Annotated in this window: 13 protein-coding genes; 7 read left to right on the top strand and 6 right to left on the bottom strand. The window is 67.4% G+C overall.

The window, feature by feature from the left end:
* Positions 1-4 precede the first annotated feature (4 nt).
* The gene (gene mpl, locus AC1DYD_RS13705) at positions 5-1,492 is read right to left on the bottom strand and encodes a UDP-N-acetylmuramate:L-alanyl-gamma-D-glutamyl-meso-diaminopimelate ligase (protein WP_478173289.1); all 1,488 of its coding nucleotides are present in this window, start codon (positions 1,490-1,492) and stop codon (positions 5-7) included.
* A 66-nt stretch (positions 1,493-1,558) separates the two neighbouring features.
* Between mpl and AC1DYD_RS13700 the strand changes: the two genes are divergently transcribed.
* The 7 genes from AC1DYD_RS13700 (at position 1,559) to AC1DYD_RS13670 (ending at position 7,869) form a co-directional block, all read left to right on the top strand.
* Complete coding sequence (locus AC1DYD_RS13700; RefSeq protein ID WP_478173288.1) at positions 1,559-2,158, top strand: hypothetical protein; 600 nt, start codon at positions 1,559-1,561, stop codon at positions 2,156-2,158.
* A complete protein-coding gene (locus AC1DYD_RS13695) occupies positions 2,155-2,691 on the top strand; it encodes a TlpA family protein disulfide reductase (protein ID WP_478173287.1) in 537 nt (178 codons plus the stop codon). The genes AC1DYD_RS13700 and AC1DYD_RS13695 overlap by 4 nt, the downstream gene beginning before the upstream one ends.
* A 115-nt stretch (positions 2,692-2,806) precedes the next feature.
* Complete coding sequence (accB, locus tag AC1DYD_RS13690; protein ID WP_478173286.1) at positions 2,807-3,274, top strand: acetyl-CoA carboxylase biotin carboxyl carrier protein; 468 nt, start codon at positions 2,807-2,809, stop codon at positions 3,272-3,274.
* 2 nt (positions 3,275-3,276) lie between these two features.
* On the top strand, positions 3,277-4,626 hold the full coding sequence (gene accC, locus AC1DYD_RS13685; RefSeq protein ID WP_478173285.1) for an acetyl-CoA carboxylase biotin carboxylase subunit: 1,350 nt from the start codon (positions 3,277-3,279) through the stop codon (positions 4,624-4,626).
* Between the two features lie 11 nt (positions 4,627-4,637).
* Entirely contained in the window at positions 4,638-5,528 is an 891-nt protein-coding gene (gene prmA, locus AC1DYD_RS13680) for a 50S ribosomal protein L11 methyltransferase (protein ID WP_478173284.1), read from the top strand.
* Between the two features lie 133 nt (positions 5,529-5,661).
* Positions 5,662-6,921: a zinc-ribbon and DUF3426 domain-containing protein gene (locus tag AC1DYD_RS13675; protein ID WP_478173283.1), complete on the top strand. Its 1,260-nt coding sequence runs from the start codon at positions 5,662-5,664 to the stop codon at positions 6,919-6,921.
* A gap of 45 nt (positions 6,922-6,966) precedes the next feature.
* Positions 6,967-7,869 (top strand): carbohydrate kinase family protein, encoded by a 903-nt coding sequence (locus AC1DYD_RS13670; RefSeq protein WP_478173282.1) that lies wholly within the window; start codon positions 6,967-6,969, stop codon positions 7,867-7,869.
* A 331-nt stretch (positions 7,870-8,200) separates the two neighbouring features.
* Here AC1DYD_RS13670 and AC1DYD_RS13665 read toward each other — a convergent pair whose 3' ends face one another.
* The 5 genes from AC1DYD_RS13665 to AC1DYD_RS13645 form a co-directional block, all read right to left on the bottom strand.
* The gene (locus AC1DYD_RS13665; RefSeq protein WP_478173360.1) at positions 8,201-8,680 is read right to left on the bottom strand and encodes a histone H1-like DNA-binding protein; all 480 of its coding nucleotides are present in this window, start codon (positions 8,678-8,680) and stop codon (positions 8,201-8,203) included.
* A 198-nt stretch (positions 8,681-8,878) separates the two neighbouring features.
* Entirely contained in the window at positions 8,879-10,105 is a 1,227-nt protein-coding gene (locus AC1DYD_RS13660; protein ID WP_478173281.1) for a ribonucleotide-diphosphate reductase subunit beta, read from the bottom strand.
* A 149-nt stretch (positions 10,106-10,254) separates the two neighbouring features.
* A complete protein-coding gene (locus AC1DYD_RS13655) occupies positions 10,255-13,170 on the bottom strand; it encodes a ribonucleoside-diphosphate reductase subunit alpha (RefSeq protein WP_478173280.1) in 2,916 nt (971 codons plus the stop codon).
* Positions 13,171-13,512: 342 nt separating this feature from the next.
* Positions 13,513-14,046 (bottom strand): 1,6-anhydro-N-acetylmuramyl-L-alanine amidase AmpD, encoded by a 534-nt coding sequence (gene ampD / locus AC1DYD_RS13650; protein WP_478173279.1) that lies wholly within the window; start codon positions 14,044-14,046, stop codon positions 13,513-13,515.
* A 169-nt stretch (positions 14,047-14,215) separates the two neighbouring features.
* Entirely contained in the window at positions 14,216-15,748 is a 1,533-nt protein-coding gene (locus tag AC1DYD_RS13645) for a sigma-54-dependent transcriptional regulator (RefSeq protein ID WP_478173278.1), read from the bottom strand.
* Positions 15,749-15,750: the final 2 nt, after the last annotated feature.

Below are 15,750 nucleotides of genomic sequence, written 5' to 3'. Positions count from 1 at the left end.
GGGCTCATTGTGGCGCGCGCAGCGCCGTCAGAAGCTTGTCGTGCACGCCGCCGAAGCCGCCATTGCTCATGCACACGATGTGATCGCCGGGGCGCGCCGCCGCCGCCACCTGTGCGACCAGGGGCGCGATGGCGCCCGCCACCCGGGCCCGGTCGCCCATCGGCGACAGGGCCGCCGCAGCATCCCAGTCGAGCCCGCCGCTGTGGCAGAACGACAGATCGGCGGCCTCCAGGCTCCAGGGCAACTGGGCCGCCATGGTGCCGAGCTTCATGGTGTTGCTGCGGGGCTCGAAGACCGCAAGGATGCGGTCCTGCCTGCGGCCGGCGGCGTCGAGCTTCTGGCGCAGGCCGTCGAGCGTGGTGCGGATCGCGGTCGGATGGTGGGCGAAATCGTCGTAGACCGTGATCGTCCCCGGGCTGCGCTCCACGCTGCCGCGCAGCTCCATGCGCCGGTGCACGTTGCGAAAGGCGGCCAGCGCCTCGGCCGCTTCGGCCGGCGCGACGCCGACGTGCTCGGCAGCGACGATCGCGGCCAAGCCGTTCATCTGGTTGTGCAGGCCGGAGAGTGCCCATTCGACCCGGCCGACGCGTTCGCCCCGGCGCAGCACGTCGAAAGCGTCGTGCGGACCCGCGGCCTGCCATTCGCCACCGGCGCCGAAGCGCGCCAGCTCGCTCCAGCAGCCCTGGGCCAGCACGCGCTGCAGGCTCTCCTCGGTGGCATTGACGACCACCCGGCCCCGGCCCGGGACCGTGCGCACCAGATGGTGGAATTGCCGCTCGATCGCCGCCAGGTCGTCGAAGATGTCGGCGTGGTCGAACTCCAGGTTGTTCAGGATCACGGTGCGTGGGCGGTAATGGACGAACTTGCTGCGCTTGTCGAAGAAGGCCGTGTCGTATTCGTCCGCCTCGATCACGAATGTGGCCCCCACGCTCCCCACTGCGTGTGCTTCGCTGCCCCCCGAGGGGGCCGCAGGCCGCCTCGGGAGCGGCCCGGCGCCGGCCTGGGCGCCGGTCGCTCCACCGAGCCGCGCCGAGACGCCGAAGTCGAGCGGCACGCCGCCGACCAGGAAGCCGGGCGCCCGGCCGGTGCGCTCGAGGATCCAGGCCAGCATCGAGGTGGTGGTGGTCTTGCCATGGGTGCCGGCGACGGCCATCACGTGCCGGCCCTGCAGCACCTGCTCGGCCAGCCACTGCGGTCCGCTGGTGTAGGGAGCGCCGGCGTCAAGAATGGCCTCCATCAGCGGAAACTTCGGCTGGCCGTCCGCCAGCCGGCCCCGCGACACCACGTTGCCGACCACGAAGACATCGGGCTTCAGGGCCAGCTGGTCGGCGCCGAAGCCCTCGATCAGATCGATGCCGAGTGCGCGCAGCTGGTCGCTCATCGGCGGATAGACGCCGGCGTCGCAGCCCGTCACCCGGTGGCCGGCTTCGCGGGCAAGCGCCGCCACCCCCCCCATGAAGGTGCCGCAGATGCCGAGAATGTGAATGTGCATCGGTCGATTCTAGGGACGCGCCCGGGCCATCCGCCCGCAATCCGCGCAGTGCGGCAAAATGACCCGATGGACACGCCGAAGCAGGAAATTGCCGCCACCGCGGCCCGCCTCGTGGTCGAGGAGGGGCTGGAATACGGGCCCGCCAAGCGCCGCGCGCTGCGCGATCTCGGCTTGCCTTCGCGCACCGCGCTGCCGAACAACGACGAGGTCGAGGCGGAGGTCCGCGACTACATCCAGCTTTTCTGCGCCGACACCCAGCCGCAGGAGCTGCATGCGCTGCGTCTGCTGGCCCTCGAATGGATGGAGCGCATGGCGCAGTTCCGTCCCCATGTGGGCGGCGCGGTCTGGCATGGCACCGCGACACGGCTGTCGGACATCTACATCCAGCTGTTCTGCGACGATTCGAAATCGGCCGAGATCGCGTTGATCGATCACCATGTCGACTACGAACCGCGCATGGTCACCGGCTTCCACGGCGAGCAGGTCGAGGCGCTCAGCGTCCATACCAGCAGCCGCACGCTGGGTGAGGAGGTCGGCGTCCACCTGCTGGTCTACGACCTGGACGACTTGCGTGGCGCGCTCAAGCCCGACTCGCAGGGGCGGGCGCCGCGGGGCAACCTGGCGGCGCTCCGGCGGCGGATGGCAATGGAAAGGGACGGCGGATGAGCCCGAGTCCCACACGGCGCGCCTGGCTCTATGGCGGCGTGGCCGCGGTCGCGGCCGCCGCCGGGATCGGCGGCGCCTGGTGGAAGCTGCGCCAGGGCGGAAGCGGTGGCGGAGAACAGATCGACCCGGCCTTCTGGGCGCAGCGATTCGAGCGGCCGGAGGGCGGCGAACTCGTTGTCGAGCGCCTTCGCGGCAAGCCCCTGCTGGTGAACTTCTGGGCCACCTGGTGCCCGCCCTGCGTCGAGGAAATGCCAATGATCGACGCCTTCTTTCGTGAAAACAATGCCAATGGTTGGCAAGTGGTCGGATTGGCCGTCGATCAGCCCACCGCGGTGCGCAAGTTCCTGGCCAGGACGCCGGTCAGCTATCCGATCGGCCTGGCGGGCCTGCAGGGCACCGAGCTGGTCAAGCAGCTGGGCAACACGGCAGGCGGGCTGCCCTTCACTGTGGTGGTCGATTCGGGCGGCTCGATCGCGGCGCGTAAAATGGGCAAGCTCGACGCCGCCGACCTGCAATCATGGCGACGGGCATAGTTCACGGCTAGAATCCAGCCCCTACCAATCCGGCAGTTGGCGCTGAAACGCCGAAATAACCGGATCTTCAGGCGAGTTACATTCAAATGACCGGCAAAGCCGGCGCTGGAGTCCCATGGATCTACGCAAGCTCAAGACACTGATCGACCTGGTGTCCGAATCCAACATTTCCGAACTGGAAATCACCGAAACCGAAGGCAAGGTCCGTATCGTCAAGGGCAGTATCGCGGCACCGGTCCAGTACGTCCAGACGCTGGCTGCACCAGCAGCCGGTCCACAGGCTGCAGGCGCGGCGGCACCCGCCATTGCGGTTGCGCCCGCCGCTGCCCCGGCCGAGGCCGCACCTGTGGGGCACGCGATCAAGTCGCCGATGGTCGGCACCTTCTATCGCTCTTCGAGCCCGGGCGCCCCGGCTTTCGTGGAGATCGGCAGCCAGGTCAAGGAAGGCGACACCGTCTGCATCATCGAGGCGATGAAGATCCTGAACGAGATCGAGGCCGACAAGTCCGGCACCGTGACCCAGATCCTCGGCGAGAACGGCCAGGCGGTCGAGTATGGCCAGCCGCTGTTCATCATCGAGTGAGCATGTTCAAGAAGATCCTGGTCGCCAACCGCGGCGAGATTGCCCTGAGAATCCAGCGCGCCTGCAGTGAACTGGGCATCAAGGCGGTGATGGTGTATTCCGAAGCCGATCGCGACGCCAAGTACGTCAAGCTGGCCGAGGAAGCCGTGTGCATCGGCCCCGCGCCGTCCTCGCAGAGCTACCTGAACATGCCCGCCATCATCTCGGCGGCCGAAGTGACCGACTCGGAGGCGATCCACCCGGGCTACGGTTTTCTGAGCGAGAACGCCAACTTCGCCGAGCGCGTCGAGCAGAGCGGCTTCCAGTTCATCGGCCCCACGCCCGAGTCGATCCGCATCATGGGCGACAAGGTGTCGGCCAAGCAGGCGATGATCAAGGCCGGCGTGCCCTGCGTGCCGGGCTCCGAAGGTGAGCTTTCCGACGACGCGACCACCAACAAGCGCATCGCGCGGGCGATCGGCTATCCGGTCATCATCAAGGCCGCGGGCGGCGGCGGCGGGCGCGGCATGCGGGTGGTCCACACCGAGGCGGCGCTGGTCAATGCGATCCAGATGACCAAGGCGGAAGCCGGCGCGGCCTTCAACAATCCGGCCGTCTACATGGAGAAGTTCCTCCAGAACCCGCGCCACATCGAGATCCAGATCCTCGCCGACAAGCACAAGAACGCGGTCTACCTGGGCGAGCGCGACTGTTCCATGCAGCGGCGCCACCAGAAGGTGATCGAGGAATCGCCGGCGCCGGGCGTCCCGCGCAAGCTGATCGAGAAGATCGGCGAGCGCTGCGCCGCGGCCTGCAAGAAGATCGGCTACCGCGGCGCCGGCACCTTCGAGTTCCTCTACGAGAACGGCGAGTTCTACTTCATCGAGATGAACACCCGCGTGCAGGTGGAACATCCGGTGACCGAGTTCACCACCGGCATCGACATCGTGAAGACGCAGATCATGGTGGCGGCGGGCGAGAAGCTGCCCTTCACCCAGCGTCAGATCGAGATGCGCGGCCACGCGATCGAGTGCCGCATCAACGCCGAGGACCCGTACAAGTTCACGCCCTCGCCGGGACGCATCACGATGTGGCATCCGCCGGGCGGACCGGGCGTGCGTGTGGACTCCCACGTGTACACCAACTACTTCGTGCCGCCGAACTACGATTCGATGATCGGCAAGATCATCGTCTACGGCGACACCCGGGAACAGGCGATGGCGCGCATGCGCACGGCGCTCAACGAGACCGTGATCGAAGGCATCCAGACCAACATTGCGCTGCATCGCGAACTGATGGTGGATGCCAATTTCATGAACGGCGGCACCAACATCCACTATCTCGAAGAGTGGCTCAGCGCCCACAAGCGCTGAGAGGAATCGCCGTGTTCGAACTTCGCCTGCTGGCCCCCGAGGATCTGGTCGAGACCGTCAGCGACGCGCTCGACGCGCTCGATGCGCTGAGCGTCTCGGTCGAGGACGCCGATGCGCAGACCGACGCCGAGCATGCCCTGTTCGGCGAACCGGGCATGCCGCCGCCCAAGGATGGCTGGCAGCGTTCGCGCGTGATCGCGCTGTTCGCCACCGAGGCGCTGGCGCGCGAGGCGGCCGCGCTGCTCGAGGCGCAGGATTTCTTCGCCGGGTGCCGGCTGCTGGGCCTGGCCGACGTGCCCGAGCAAGACTGGGTGCGCCTGACGCAGTCGCAGTTCGCGCCGGTCGAGATCACGCCCGAGTTCTGGATCGTGCCGACCTGGCACGAACCGCCGGCGCAAGCGCGCCAGGTGATCCGGCTCGATCCGGGGCTGGCCTTCGGCACCGGCACCCATCCGACCACGCGCATGTGCCTGCGCTGGATCGCCACGCGCGGCACGCTCGCGGGCCGGCGCGTGCTCGACTACGGCTGCGGCTCCGGCATCCTGGCGATCGGCTCGGCGAAGTTCGGTGCGCTCGACATCGACGCGGTGGACATCGACGAGGCCGCGGTGGAATCGACCCGGCTCAATGCCGAGGCCAATGGCGTTGCCTTGAAGGCCGGTCTCCCGGAGGCTGCCGCGGGCCGCTACCAGATCGTGCTCGCGAACATCCTGGCGACGCCGCTCAAGGTGCTCGCGCCGCTGCTCTGCGGCCACGTCGCGCCGGGCGGCGACCTGGTGCTGGCCGGCATCCTCGAGCGGCAGGCCGACGAGTTGAAGGCGGCCTATGCCCCCTACGCGGCGCTCGAGGTCAGCGACAGCGAAGACGGCTGGATCCTGATGACAGCGAAGGCTGCGCCCTAGCGGCCGGCGCAGCCAGGCCCGTTGGTGAAACACCGCGGAACCGGCTTTGCCGGGCCGCTGGTGTTGCCCCCGGCAGGGATGGGCGCCCGACCAGTGCGGGCAACCTGGGGGCGAGCAATACAATCGGCGCCTCATGAGCCTGGTCACCCGCTGCCCCGCGTGCGACACCACATTCAAGGTGGTGCGGGACCAGCTTCGCATCTCCGATGGCTGGGTGCGCTGCGGGCGTTGCAGCCAGGTGTTCGATGCCACCGTCGACCTGCAGGAAATGGCGGACACTCTGCCCGCGGCGCCGGTGCCGCTGTCCGAGCCCGTGCCGGCCTCGCAAGACCAGCCTGCGCAAGCCGACCCTGATCCGGAGCCCGAACCCGAGCCCGAAGCCGTAGCCGAAGCTGAACCCACGGCCGCAGTCGTCCCTGCCGGCGCCCCTCCGAAGGACATTGCAGAGGCCGACTTCTTCGACGACGAACTGGCTTCGGGTCCGGCGCCGCTGGCCGAAGCGCCGGCCTTCGCGGGCTCGCGTACGCTGTCATGGCCCGATCCGGACTCCCTGCTGCTCGGCGACGAAGGGCGCAACGCTGTTCGTCCTCCCGTGCCGCCGCCGCTGTCCTTCCCGGACATCGACCTCACGCTGCCTGCGCGGCCGATGGCGCCGCCGAGCGATGCCGCAGCGCCGGAGCCGGAGCTCGGCGATCCCAGCCATGCGCAACTGCAGAAGGCGCTGCGCCGCGAGCGCGTCAAGTCGGCCCGGATGGCCAGGGTCAAGGCGAGGGAACGGGCGGGCGCGTTGGCCGGCGCCGCGCCGCTGGTCCTGGCCGCCAGCGAGTCCGAAGCGGCGTCGGTCGGGACGCTTCATCGTGCGGCGGGCCCGGCCTTCCTGGGGATCGACGAAGCGCCGTCCCGGTGGGGCCGTCCCGTGGTCAGGCTTTCGCTGTTCGCCACGGCCGTGCTGGCGGCGCTTCTGCTCGCGGCCCAGGTCCTGCACCAGGAGCGCGACCTGATCGCGGCGCGCCAGCCGGCGCTGCGCCCGTTGCTGAACGTCGTCTGCCGCGTCGCCGGATGCGAGCTTTCGGCGTTGCGGCAGATCAACGACATCAAGATCGATGGCGCATCGTTCGCGCGCGACAAGAGCGGCGACGGCTTTCAGCTCAACTTCACGGTGCGCAATGTCGCCGCCGTGCCGCTCGCGATGCCCGCGGTCGAACTCTCGCTGCTCGATACGCAGGAGCGAGCGGTGGTGCGGCGCGTGCTCATGCCCCTCGACTTCGGTGCGCCGACGGTGCTGCCGGCGCGTACCGAGCGCTCGGCATCGCTGTCCCTCCGGCTCGGCGGCGCCGAGGCGGCGTCGATGCCGCCGGTCGCCGGTTTTCGCATCGAGGCGCTCTATCCCTGAGCCTCTCGACCTTCCAGTTTCTTCAATCCAACCAGTGGCTCTCCCATGGCAGCAGTGATTTGCGGTTCGCTCGCGTTCGACACCATCATGACTTTCGAGGGGCGGTTCGCGGACCAGATCCTGCCGGACCAGTTGCACATCCTCAACGTGTCCTTCCTGGTGCCCGGGCTGCGGCGCGACTTCGGCGGCTGCGCCGGCAACATCGCCTACAGCCTCAATGCCCTGGGCGGCACGGCGCTGCCGATGGCGACGGTCGGCAACGACGGCGCCGACTACCTCGAGCGCCTGCGCTCGCTGGGCATCAGCACCGAGTTCGTGCGCCAGGTCGACGACACCTTCACGGCCCAGGCCATGATCATGAACGACCGTGACAACAACCAGATCACGGCCTTCCATCCGGGCGCGATGCAGCAGGCGCACATCACAAAGGTCGCTGCGCGCGAGGACATCCGGCTCGGCATCGTGGCGCCCGACGGCCGGGACGCGATGCTGCAGCACGCCGAGCAGTTCAAGGCGGCCGGCATTCCCTTCGTCTTCGATCCGGGTCAGGGCCTGCCGATGTTCGACGGCAAGGAACTCGCGCACTTCGTCGACCTGGCGAGCTGGGTCGTGGTCAACGACTACGAGGGCAAGATGCTGTCGCAGCGCACCGGCTGGAGCCTGGCGGATATCTCGAAGCGGGTGCGTGGCCTGGTCGTGACGCTGGCGGCGGAGGGCTGCGAGGTCTGGACCCAGGGCGAACGCGAACATGTGCCGGCCGTCACGCCCGAGGCAGTGGTCGAGCCGACCGGCTGCGGTGACGCCTGGCGCGGCGCCTTGCTGTTCGGCCTCGAGCAAGGCTGGCCGCTGGCGCGCTGCGCCGCTCTCGGCAACCATCTGGGCGCGCTCAAGATCGCCCAGCGTGGTCCGCAAAACTACCAGGTCGACCGCCAGGCGCTGGGGATTTAACCCACCCCCGAAGCGCCTGCGGCGCTCCGAGTCGCTGCCAGAGGCAGCGGCTCTTCGGATCCGTCCAAGCCTGCGCAGGCAGGCTTGGAGCCGCGGACCTCAGCCCCTCGAGGGGGCGATACCAGCGGCCTGGCAAAGCCAGTTCCGCGGTATCCCCCACCCCCGAAGCGCCTGCGGCGCTCCCCCTCAAGGGGGCGATACCAGCGGCCTGGCAAAGCCAGTTCCGCGGTATCCCTGGACTGGGCGCCTGCCAGTTTCATGCGACGCGCCATGAAAAAAGCCCGGCATCTTGCGATGCCGGGCCTGTGTGCCTTCAAGGCCGCTGAAAGACTCAGGGCTTGCTGGCCGTCGGGAACGGCCAGGCAGCCTGCGGGTTCAGCGTCGTTTGCGCAGCAGGAGCAGGCGCTACGGCAGCCTTGGCGGGCGCTTTCGCAGCCTTCTTGGCAGCGGGCTTCTTCGCGGCTTTCTTGGCAGCGGGCTTCTTCGCCGCAGCCTTTTTCGCCGGCGCCTTCTTGGCAGGCGCCTTCTTCGCTGCGGCCTTCTTCGCCGGGGCCTTCTTGGCTGCTGCCTTCTTGGCAGGCGCCTTCTTCGCCGGAGCCTTCTTGGCCACTACCTTCTTGGCGGGGGCCTTCTTTGCCGGCGCCTTCTTGGCGGCGACCTTCTTGGCCGCAACCTTCTTCGCCGGGGCCTTCTTGGCAGCGACCTTCTTTGCCGGGGCCTTCTTCGCCACTACCTTCTTGGCAGCGACCTTCTTTGCCGGGGCCTTCTTTGCAGCGGCTTTCTTAGCCGGCGCTTTCTTTGCAGTTGCCATTTCTATTTCTCCTTGATCAAGTTGAAAAAATTCAACCTTTTGAAGCACTCCACGCATGTTGGGCAGCGTGAAGCGATTCATGGCGTTGGAACGGATCCCAGCACCATGAACACCTGCGCCCTCAGCGGTGCCGCACTCTCCGGTGCGGTGTGTCGCTGAAGGCTATTTCTGAATGCACTTTGTTCTTGTCGGAAAGTTTCAATCCCAGGAGAGCGCTCCGCCCGACTGGTACTCGATCACGCGGGTTTCGAAGAAGTTGCGCTCCTTCTTCAGGTCGATCATTTCGCTCATCCAGGGGAACGGGTTTTCTTCGTTCGGGAAGAGCGTTTCGAGGCCGATCTGCTGCGCGCGCCGATTGGCGATGTAGCGCAGGTAGCCCTTGAACATGGAGGCGTTCATGCCGAGCACGCCACGCGGCATGGTGTCCTCGGCGTACTTGTACTCGAGCTCGACGGCCTTCATGAAGAGGGCCTTGATCTCGGTCTTGAACTCGGCCGTCCAGAGCTGCGGGTTCTCGAGCTTGAGCTGGTTGATCAGGTCGATGCCGAAGTTGCAGTGCATCGACTCGTCGCGCAGGATGTACTGGTACTGCTCGGCGGCGCCGGTCATCTTGTTCTGCCGGCCCAGCGCGAGGATCTGCGTGAAGCCGACGTAGAAGAACAGGCCCTCCATCAGGCAGGCGAACACGATCAGCGACTTGAGCAGGGTCTGGTCGGTCTCGTGCGTGCCGGTCTTGAAGTTCGGGTCGCTGATGGCGTCGATGAACGGGATCAGGAACTGGTCCTTCTCGCGGATCGAGGCCACTTCGTTGTAGGCGTTGAAGATCTCGCTCTCGTCCAGGCCGAGCGACTCGACGATGTACTGGTACGCGTGCGTGTGGATCGCTTCCTCGAAGGCCTGGCGCAGCAGGAACTGGCGGCATTCGGGCGCCGTGATGTGGCGGTAGGTGCCCAGCACGATGTTGTTGGCGGCCAGCGAGTCGGCGGTCACGAAAAAGCCGAGGTTGCGCTTGACGATGCGGCGCTCGTCTTCGGTCAGGCCGTTCGGGTCTTTCCAGAGCGCGATGTCGCGCGTCATGTTCACTTCCTGCGGCATCCAGTGGTTGGCGCAGGTGGCGAGGTACTTTTCCCAGGCCCACTTGTACTTGAACGGCACCAGCTGGTTGACGTCGGTCTGGCCGTTGATGATGCGCTTGTCGGCGGCCTTGACGCGATGCGTCGCGGGTGCAGCTTGCGTGGCCGGTGCCGGACGCACCGCCGCACCGTCATCGAGCGTGCGTGCGGCGAGGGGCGTTTGAGGGGCAATTTGCGAAGTCGGGAACTCCGACGAGCGGGCGACTGGCGCGCCGCTGTTCGATGGGTGCCGCAGTCCTTGCTGCAGATCCTTTGGCAAGGAGGGCTTGACTTCTTCGTCCCAGGTCAACATAGAAAAATCCAATGCTCAAATTATGTGAGCAACGATGTGAGTTGCAAAGAGCTCCTCACGTCGCGCTTCAATTATGTGGTCGTTATGTTGTTCGCATGCATCGCAATTTGTCGGTCGATGCCGCGAACCACCACAACTTCAGGCCGACATCACTGGCAGGCTTCGCAGGTCGGATCGTCGACGCCGCAGAACGCGATGTCGGTGGCGGGCATCGCGCTGAGTTGCGCTTGCGCTGCGAGCGCTGCAGCTTCGAGTGCGCTCATGCCCGACGACGCATCGCCGCTGCCCGACGACACCGCGTTGAGGCGGCCCGATTGCACGGTCGATTTCTCGGCGTGCGTCGCGCTCTGCGTGCGCAGGTAGTAGGTGGTCTTGAGGCCGCGCAGCCATGCGAGCTTGTAGGTGTCGTCGAGCTTCTTGCCCGATGCGCCGGCCATGTAGATGTTGAGCGATTGCGCCTGATCGATCCACTTCTGGCGGCGTGCCGCGGCCTCCACCAGCCAGGTGGTCTCGACTTCGAACGCGGTGGCGTAGAGCGCCTTCACGTCCTGCGGCACGCGGTCGATCGGGCGCAGTGAGCCGTCGAAGTGCTTCAGGTCCATCACCATCACGTCGTCCCACAGGCCCAGGCGCTTGAGGTCGCGCACCAGGTAGTGGTTGATGACGGTGAACTCGCCCGACAGGTTCGACTTGACCGACAGGTTGCCGAAGCAGGGTTCGATCGAGGCGTCGACGCCGATGATGTTCGAGATCGTGGCGGTCGGTGCGATGGCGACGCAGTTCGAGTTGCGCATGCCGTCGGCCTTGATCTTCTGGCGCAGCGCGTCCCAGTCGAGGGTGGCCGAGCGGTCGACCTCGACGTAGCCGCCGCGGGCCTTCTCGAGCAGGTCGAGGGTGTCGGGCGGCAGCACGCCCTTGTCCCACAGCGAGCCCTTGTAGCTCGAGTACTTGCCGCGTTCGCGCGCCAGCTCGGTCGAGGCCCAGTAGGCGTGGTAGCAGATCGCTTCCATCGACTCGTCGGCGAACTGCACGGCTTCCTGCGAGGCGTAGGGGATGCGCAGTTCGTACAGCGCGTCCTGGAAGCCCATCAGGCCGAGGCCGACCGGGCGGTGGCGCAGGTTGGAGTCGCGCGCCTTCTTGACCGCGTAGTAGTTGATGTCGATCACGTTGTCGAGCATCCGCATCGCGGTCGCGATGGTGCGCTGGAGCTTGGCCTGGTCGACCTTGCCGTCCTTCAAATGCTGCAGCAGGTTGACCGAGCCGAGGTTGCAGACCGCGGTTTCGGTGTCGCTGGTGTTGAGCGTGATCTCGGTGCAGAGGTTCGACGAATGGACCACGCCGGCGTGCTGCTGCGGCGAGCGCACGTTGCAGGCGTCCTTGAAGGTGATCCAGGGATGGCCGGTCTCGAACAGCATCGTGAGCATCTTGCGCCAGAGGTCCGAGGCCTGCAGCGTGCGGCTCGGCGTGATCTCGCCGCGCGCGGCCTTCTCTTCGTAGGCGACGTAGGCGGTCTCGAAGTCGAGGCCGAACTTGTCGTGCAGGTCGGGCACGTTGGACGGCGAGAACAGGGTCCAGCTGCCCTTTTCCATCACGCGGCGCATGAACAGGTCGGGGATCCAGTTGGCCGTGTTCATGTCGTGGGTGCGGCGGCGGTCGTCGCCGGTGTTCTTGCGCAGCTCGAGGAATTCCTCGATGTCGAGGTGCCAGGTCTCGAGGTAGGTGCAGACCGCGCCCTTGCGCTTGCCGCCCTGGTTGACCGCCACCGCCGTGTCGTTGACCACCTTGAGGAAGGGCACGACGCCCTGCGATTCGCCGTTGGTGCCCTTGATGTGGCTGCCGAGCGCGCGCACGCGGGTCCAGTCGTTGCCCAGGCCGCCGGCGAACTTCGACAGCAGCGCGTTTTCCTTGATCGACTCGTAGATGCCGTCGAGGTCGTCGGGCACGGTCGTCAGGTAGCAGCTCGACAGCTGCGAGCGCAGGGTGCCGCTGTTGAACAGGGTCGGCGTGCTCGACATGAAGTCGAAGGACGACATCACCTCGTAGAACTCGATGGCGCGGGCTTCGCGGTCGATCTCATTGAGCGAGAGGCCCATCGCGACGCGCATGAAGAAGGCCTGCGGCAGCTCGATGCGCGACTTGCGCACGTGCAGGAAGTAGCGGTCGTAGAGGGTCTGCAGGCCGAGGTAGTCGAACTGCAGGTCGCGCTCGGGCTTGAGCGCGGCGCCCAGGCGGGCCAGGTCGAACTGCAGCAGCTTCTCGTCGAGCAGCTCGTTGTCGACGCCCTTCTTGATGAAGTGCGGGAAGTAGTCGGCGTAGGCCTGGGCCCGTTCGGCCAGCGGCACTTCGCGGCCGATCACTTCCTTGAAGATCGTGTGCAGCAGCAAGCGGGCGGTGGCGAAGGTGTAGTCGGGGTCTTTCTCGATCAGCGTTCGGGCCGCCAGGATCGAGGCCTTGTAGACCTCGTCGAGCGGCACGCCGTCGTACAGGTTGCGCATCGTCTCGGCCACGATCGGGCTGGCCGTGATGCTGTCGCCGAGGCCGACGCAGGCCGATTCGATCAGGTCCTTGAGGTCGTTGAGGTCGAGCGCGACGCGCTCGCCGCGGTCCAGCACGTGCAGCGTGGAGACCGCGATCGGGGCGTCCTGCTCGCCCTGCTTGAGGCGCTCCTGGCTGCGGCGCTCGCGGTAGAGCACGTAGGCGCGGGCGATCTCGTGGTGGCCGCCGCGCATCAGGCCGAGTTCGACCTGGTCCTGCACGTCCTCGATGTGGAAGGTGCCGCCGCCCGGACGCGAGCGCACCATCGCGCGGACCACGGCCTGGGTCAGGCTGTCGACCGTCTCGCGCACGCTGGCGGAGGCCGCGCCCTGGGTGCCGTGCACCGCAAGGAAGGCCTTCATCATCGCGATCGCGATCTTGTTCGGCTCGAAGGGCACCACCGCGCCGTTGCGGCGGATGATCTGGTAGTGGGCCAGCGCATTGCCGGCGGGCGAGCCGGCGACGTCGCGCTGCTGCGACGTCGAGGAAACAGCGCGGGGGGCGGAGGGGGTGTTCAGGGCAGTTTGCATGCGATCCTCGATTCTTGTTGGGGCGGCGGTGCCAGTGCGGCCATGGTTTTAGGCGTCGAGCGCCGGGCAGGGCACACTATATCTAGGGTCTCGCGGGGCTACAACCCACTAGATGTAGTGTTTTCTACAAATATACACATTTGTGGAATGAGCCTGGGCGGTGCCGGATCGCGCTTCTGCCCCGTGGCCGTTGAACGACGCTAGCGCAGCCCGCGGCTGGCGGGCGTTTCCGCTGCATTTGGGCCTGAAAAGCGCATGGTTGCTGCACCTGGGCAGTGGCGGGGCCGTCGCAGCCGCGTCGGCGCAGCGACGCATCGCGTCACGCCGGCCGATAAAAAAAAACTAGCGGTCGATCGCGCCCGCGGGGAACATGGCGGGATCCCAGCCCAACTGCGCCTGCAGCAGGTGCCAGTCGAAGCCGGCGCCGGGGTCCTCCTTGCGGCCCGGCGCGATGTGCTGATGGCCGGCGATGTAGCGGATCGCATGGCGCTGCGCGATCGCGGGACAGAGGCTGGCCAGGGTTTCGTACTGCGCGCGTTCGAATGGCCCGCCCTCGAGGCCCTCGAGCTCGATGCCGATCGAATCGTCGTTGCAATTGGCGCGGCCACGCCAGCAGGACGCACCGGCATGCCAGGCACGGTCGTCGCAGCTGACGAACTGCCACAACTCGCCATTGCGCCGCACATAGAAATGCGCCGACACCTCGAGGTCGCGGATGCTGCCGAAATAGGGGTGCGCATCCCAGTCGAGGCGGTTCGTGAACAGTTGCTGGACTTCGTCGCCGCCGTACTGGCCGGGCGGCAGGCTGATCGAATGCAGCACGATCAGGTCGATCTGGGCCGCGGCAGGGCGCGGCCCGAAGTTGGGCGAGCGCAAGGTCCGCGCGAAGCGATACCAGCCGTTCTTCCAGAGACCGGCGGCGGCTTCGGGCTCAGGCCGGCGCCGGGCCGCCAGCGCGGCGAAGTCCGCGCTTCGCGCTGACGGGCGGCCTGCTGATTCCCCCTTGGGGGGCAGCGACCCACACGCAGTGGGGGAGCGTGGGGGCTCATTCATCGGCGCCGAAGCCATGGGGGTCGTCGCCGTTCGGGGTCGCGATGCCCAGGCGTGCGATCCGGTAGCGGATCTGGCGCAGGCTCAGGCCGAGCCGGGCCGCCGCGGCGGTGCGGTTGAAGCCGGTCTCCTGCAGCGCCCGGATCAGGATCTCGCGCTCTTGCTGGTCGAGGTAGCCCTGCAGGTCGCTGGGCACTTCCGGCGCGGCCTTCGACGGCGCGGCCGTGACCGAGGCGGACGCCGCCAGATAGGCCGGTGGCGCGGGTTCCGACAGCGGCGCTTCGGCCGCCAGCGTCGTGCTGCCGGCGAAGTCGAGGTGCAGCCTGTCGCCGTCGCTCAAGGCCACGGCGCGGTGCAGCAGGTTCTCGAGCTCGCGCACGTTGCCATGGAGCGGATGCTCGGACAGCCGCAGCAGCACCTCGGTCGACAGCGTCGGCACCGGCATGCCGGCGTCGTGCGCGATGCGCGCCAGCAAGGCCTCGCACAACGCCGGCAGGTCGCTGCGGCGCTCGCGCAGCGCCGGCACCGCGATCTCGATCACGTTGAGGCGGTAGAACAGGTCTTGCCGGAACCGGCTCGCCTGCACCTCCGCCTGGAGGTCCTTGTGGGTCGCGCTGACGATGCGGACGTCGACCGCGTCCTCCTGGGTCGAGCCGATCGGGCGCACGCTGCGTTCCTGGATCGCGCGCAACAGCTTGGATTGCATCGCCAGCGGCAGATCGCCGATTTCGTCGAGGAACAGCGTGCCGCCGCGCGCGGCCTGGAAATAGCCGTCGCGATCTTGCGAGGAGCCGGTGTAGGAGCCCTTGCGCGCGCCGAAGAACTCGGCTTCGAGCAGGTTCTCGGGAATGGCGCCGCAATTGACCGCGACGAAGGGGCCGTCGCTGCGCTGGCTGCAGGCGTGCACGGCGCGGGCGACCAGTTCCTTGCCGGTGCCGGATTCGCCGCGCACCAGCACCGGGGCCATGCCGCGCGCCACCTTGGCGATGCGCGCCTTGACGATGCGCATCGGTTCCGAGTCGCCGACCAGTCGCTCGAGCGCGGCCTCGCCGCCGCTGCCGATCGGGCTGGCGATCCTGGCGCCGTCCTCGGCCCGATCGTCGACCGGCCGCGCGACGCTGGTGCTGCCCAACTGCGCGGTGGCCTGCACCGCGGATGCCACCACGGTCCGGAACTGCTTCAGGTCGACCGGCTTGGTCAGGTAGTCGAAGGCGCCGGCCTTGAGGGCCTCGACCGCGTTCTCGGCCGAGCCGTAGGCGGTCATCACGACGCAGCGCTCGGTGCGCTGGTCCTGCTGGATGCGCTGCAGGATCTGCATGCCGAGCCCGTCGGGCAGGCGCATGTCGGTGATCACGGCATCGAAACGGCCGGCGTCCAGGTGCTGCGAGGCCTCGGCGACGCTGCCGGCGGCCTCGACCCGATAGCCCTCGCGCAACAGCGTGAGTTCGTAGAGCGTGCGCAGATCGGGCTCGTCGTCGACGACCAGGATCTGGGCGGGGCGCGATGCGGACGGGTGGGGTGTGCTCACGC

Source organism: Variovorax sp. P4_B11 (assembly GCF_056402355.1).
The sequence above is the reverse complement of the archived record's forward strand: the minus strand, read 5'-3'. Positions and strand labels throughout refer to the sequence as shown.

Excerpts from the sequence above, each read along its gene's own strand:
- mpl (WP_478173289.1), bottom strand. The coding sequence starts at position 1,492 with ATGCACATTCACATTCTCGGCATCTGCGGCACCTTCATGGGGGGGGTG.
- AC1DYD_RS13700 (WP_478173288.1), top strand. The coding sequence starts at position 1,559 with ATGGACACGCCGAAGCAGGAAATTGCCGCCACCGCGGCCCGCCTCGTG.
- AC1DYD_RS13695 (WP_478173287.1), top strand. The coding sequence starts at position 2,155 with ATGAGCCCGAGTCCCACACGGCGCGCCTGGCTCTATGGCGGCGTGGCC.
- accB (WP_478173286.1), top strand. The coding sequence starts at position 2,807 with ATGGATCTACGCAAGCTCAAGACACTGATCGACCTGGTGTCCGAATCC.
- accC (WP_478173285.1), top strand. The coding sequence starts at position 3,277 with ATGTTCAAGAAGATCCTGGTCGCCAACCGCGGCGAGATTGCCCTGAGA.
- AC1DYD_RS13675 (WP_478173283.1), top strand. The coding sequence starts at position 5,662 with ATGAGCCTGGTCACCCGCTGCCCCGCGTGCGACACCACATTCAAGGTG.
- AC1DYD_RS13670 (WP_478173282.1), top strand. The coding sequence starts at position 6,967 with ATGGCAGCAGTGATTTGCGGTTCGCTCGCGTTCGACACCATCATGACT.
- AC1DYD_RS13665 (WP_478173360.1), bottom strand. The coding sequence starts at position 8,680 with ATGGCAACTGCAAAGAAAGCGCCGGCTAAGAAAGCCGCTGCAAAGAAG.
- AC1DYD_RS13660 (WP_478173281.1), bottom strand. The coding sequence starts at position 10,105 with ATGTTGACCTGGGACGAAGAAGTCAAGCCCTCCTTGCCAAAGGATCTG.
- AC1DYD_RS13655 (WP_478173280.1), bottom strand. The coding sequence starts at position 13,170 with ATGCAAACTGCCCTGAACACCCCCTCCGCCCCCCGCGCTGTTTCCTCG.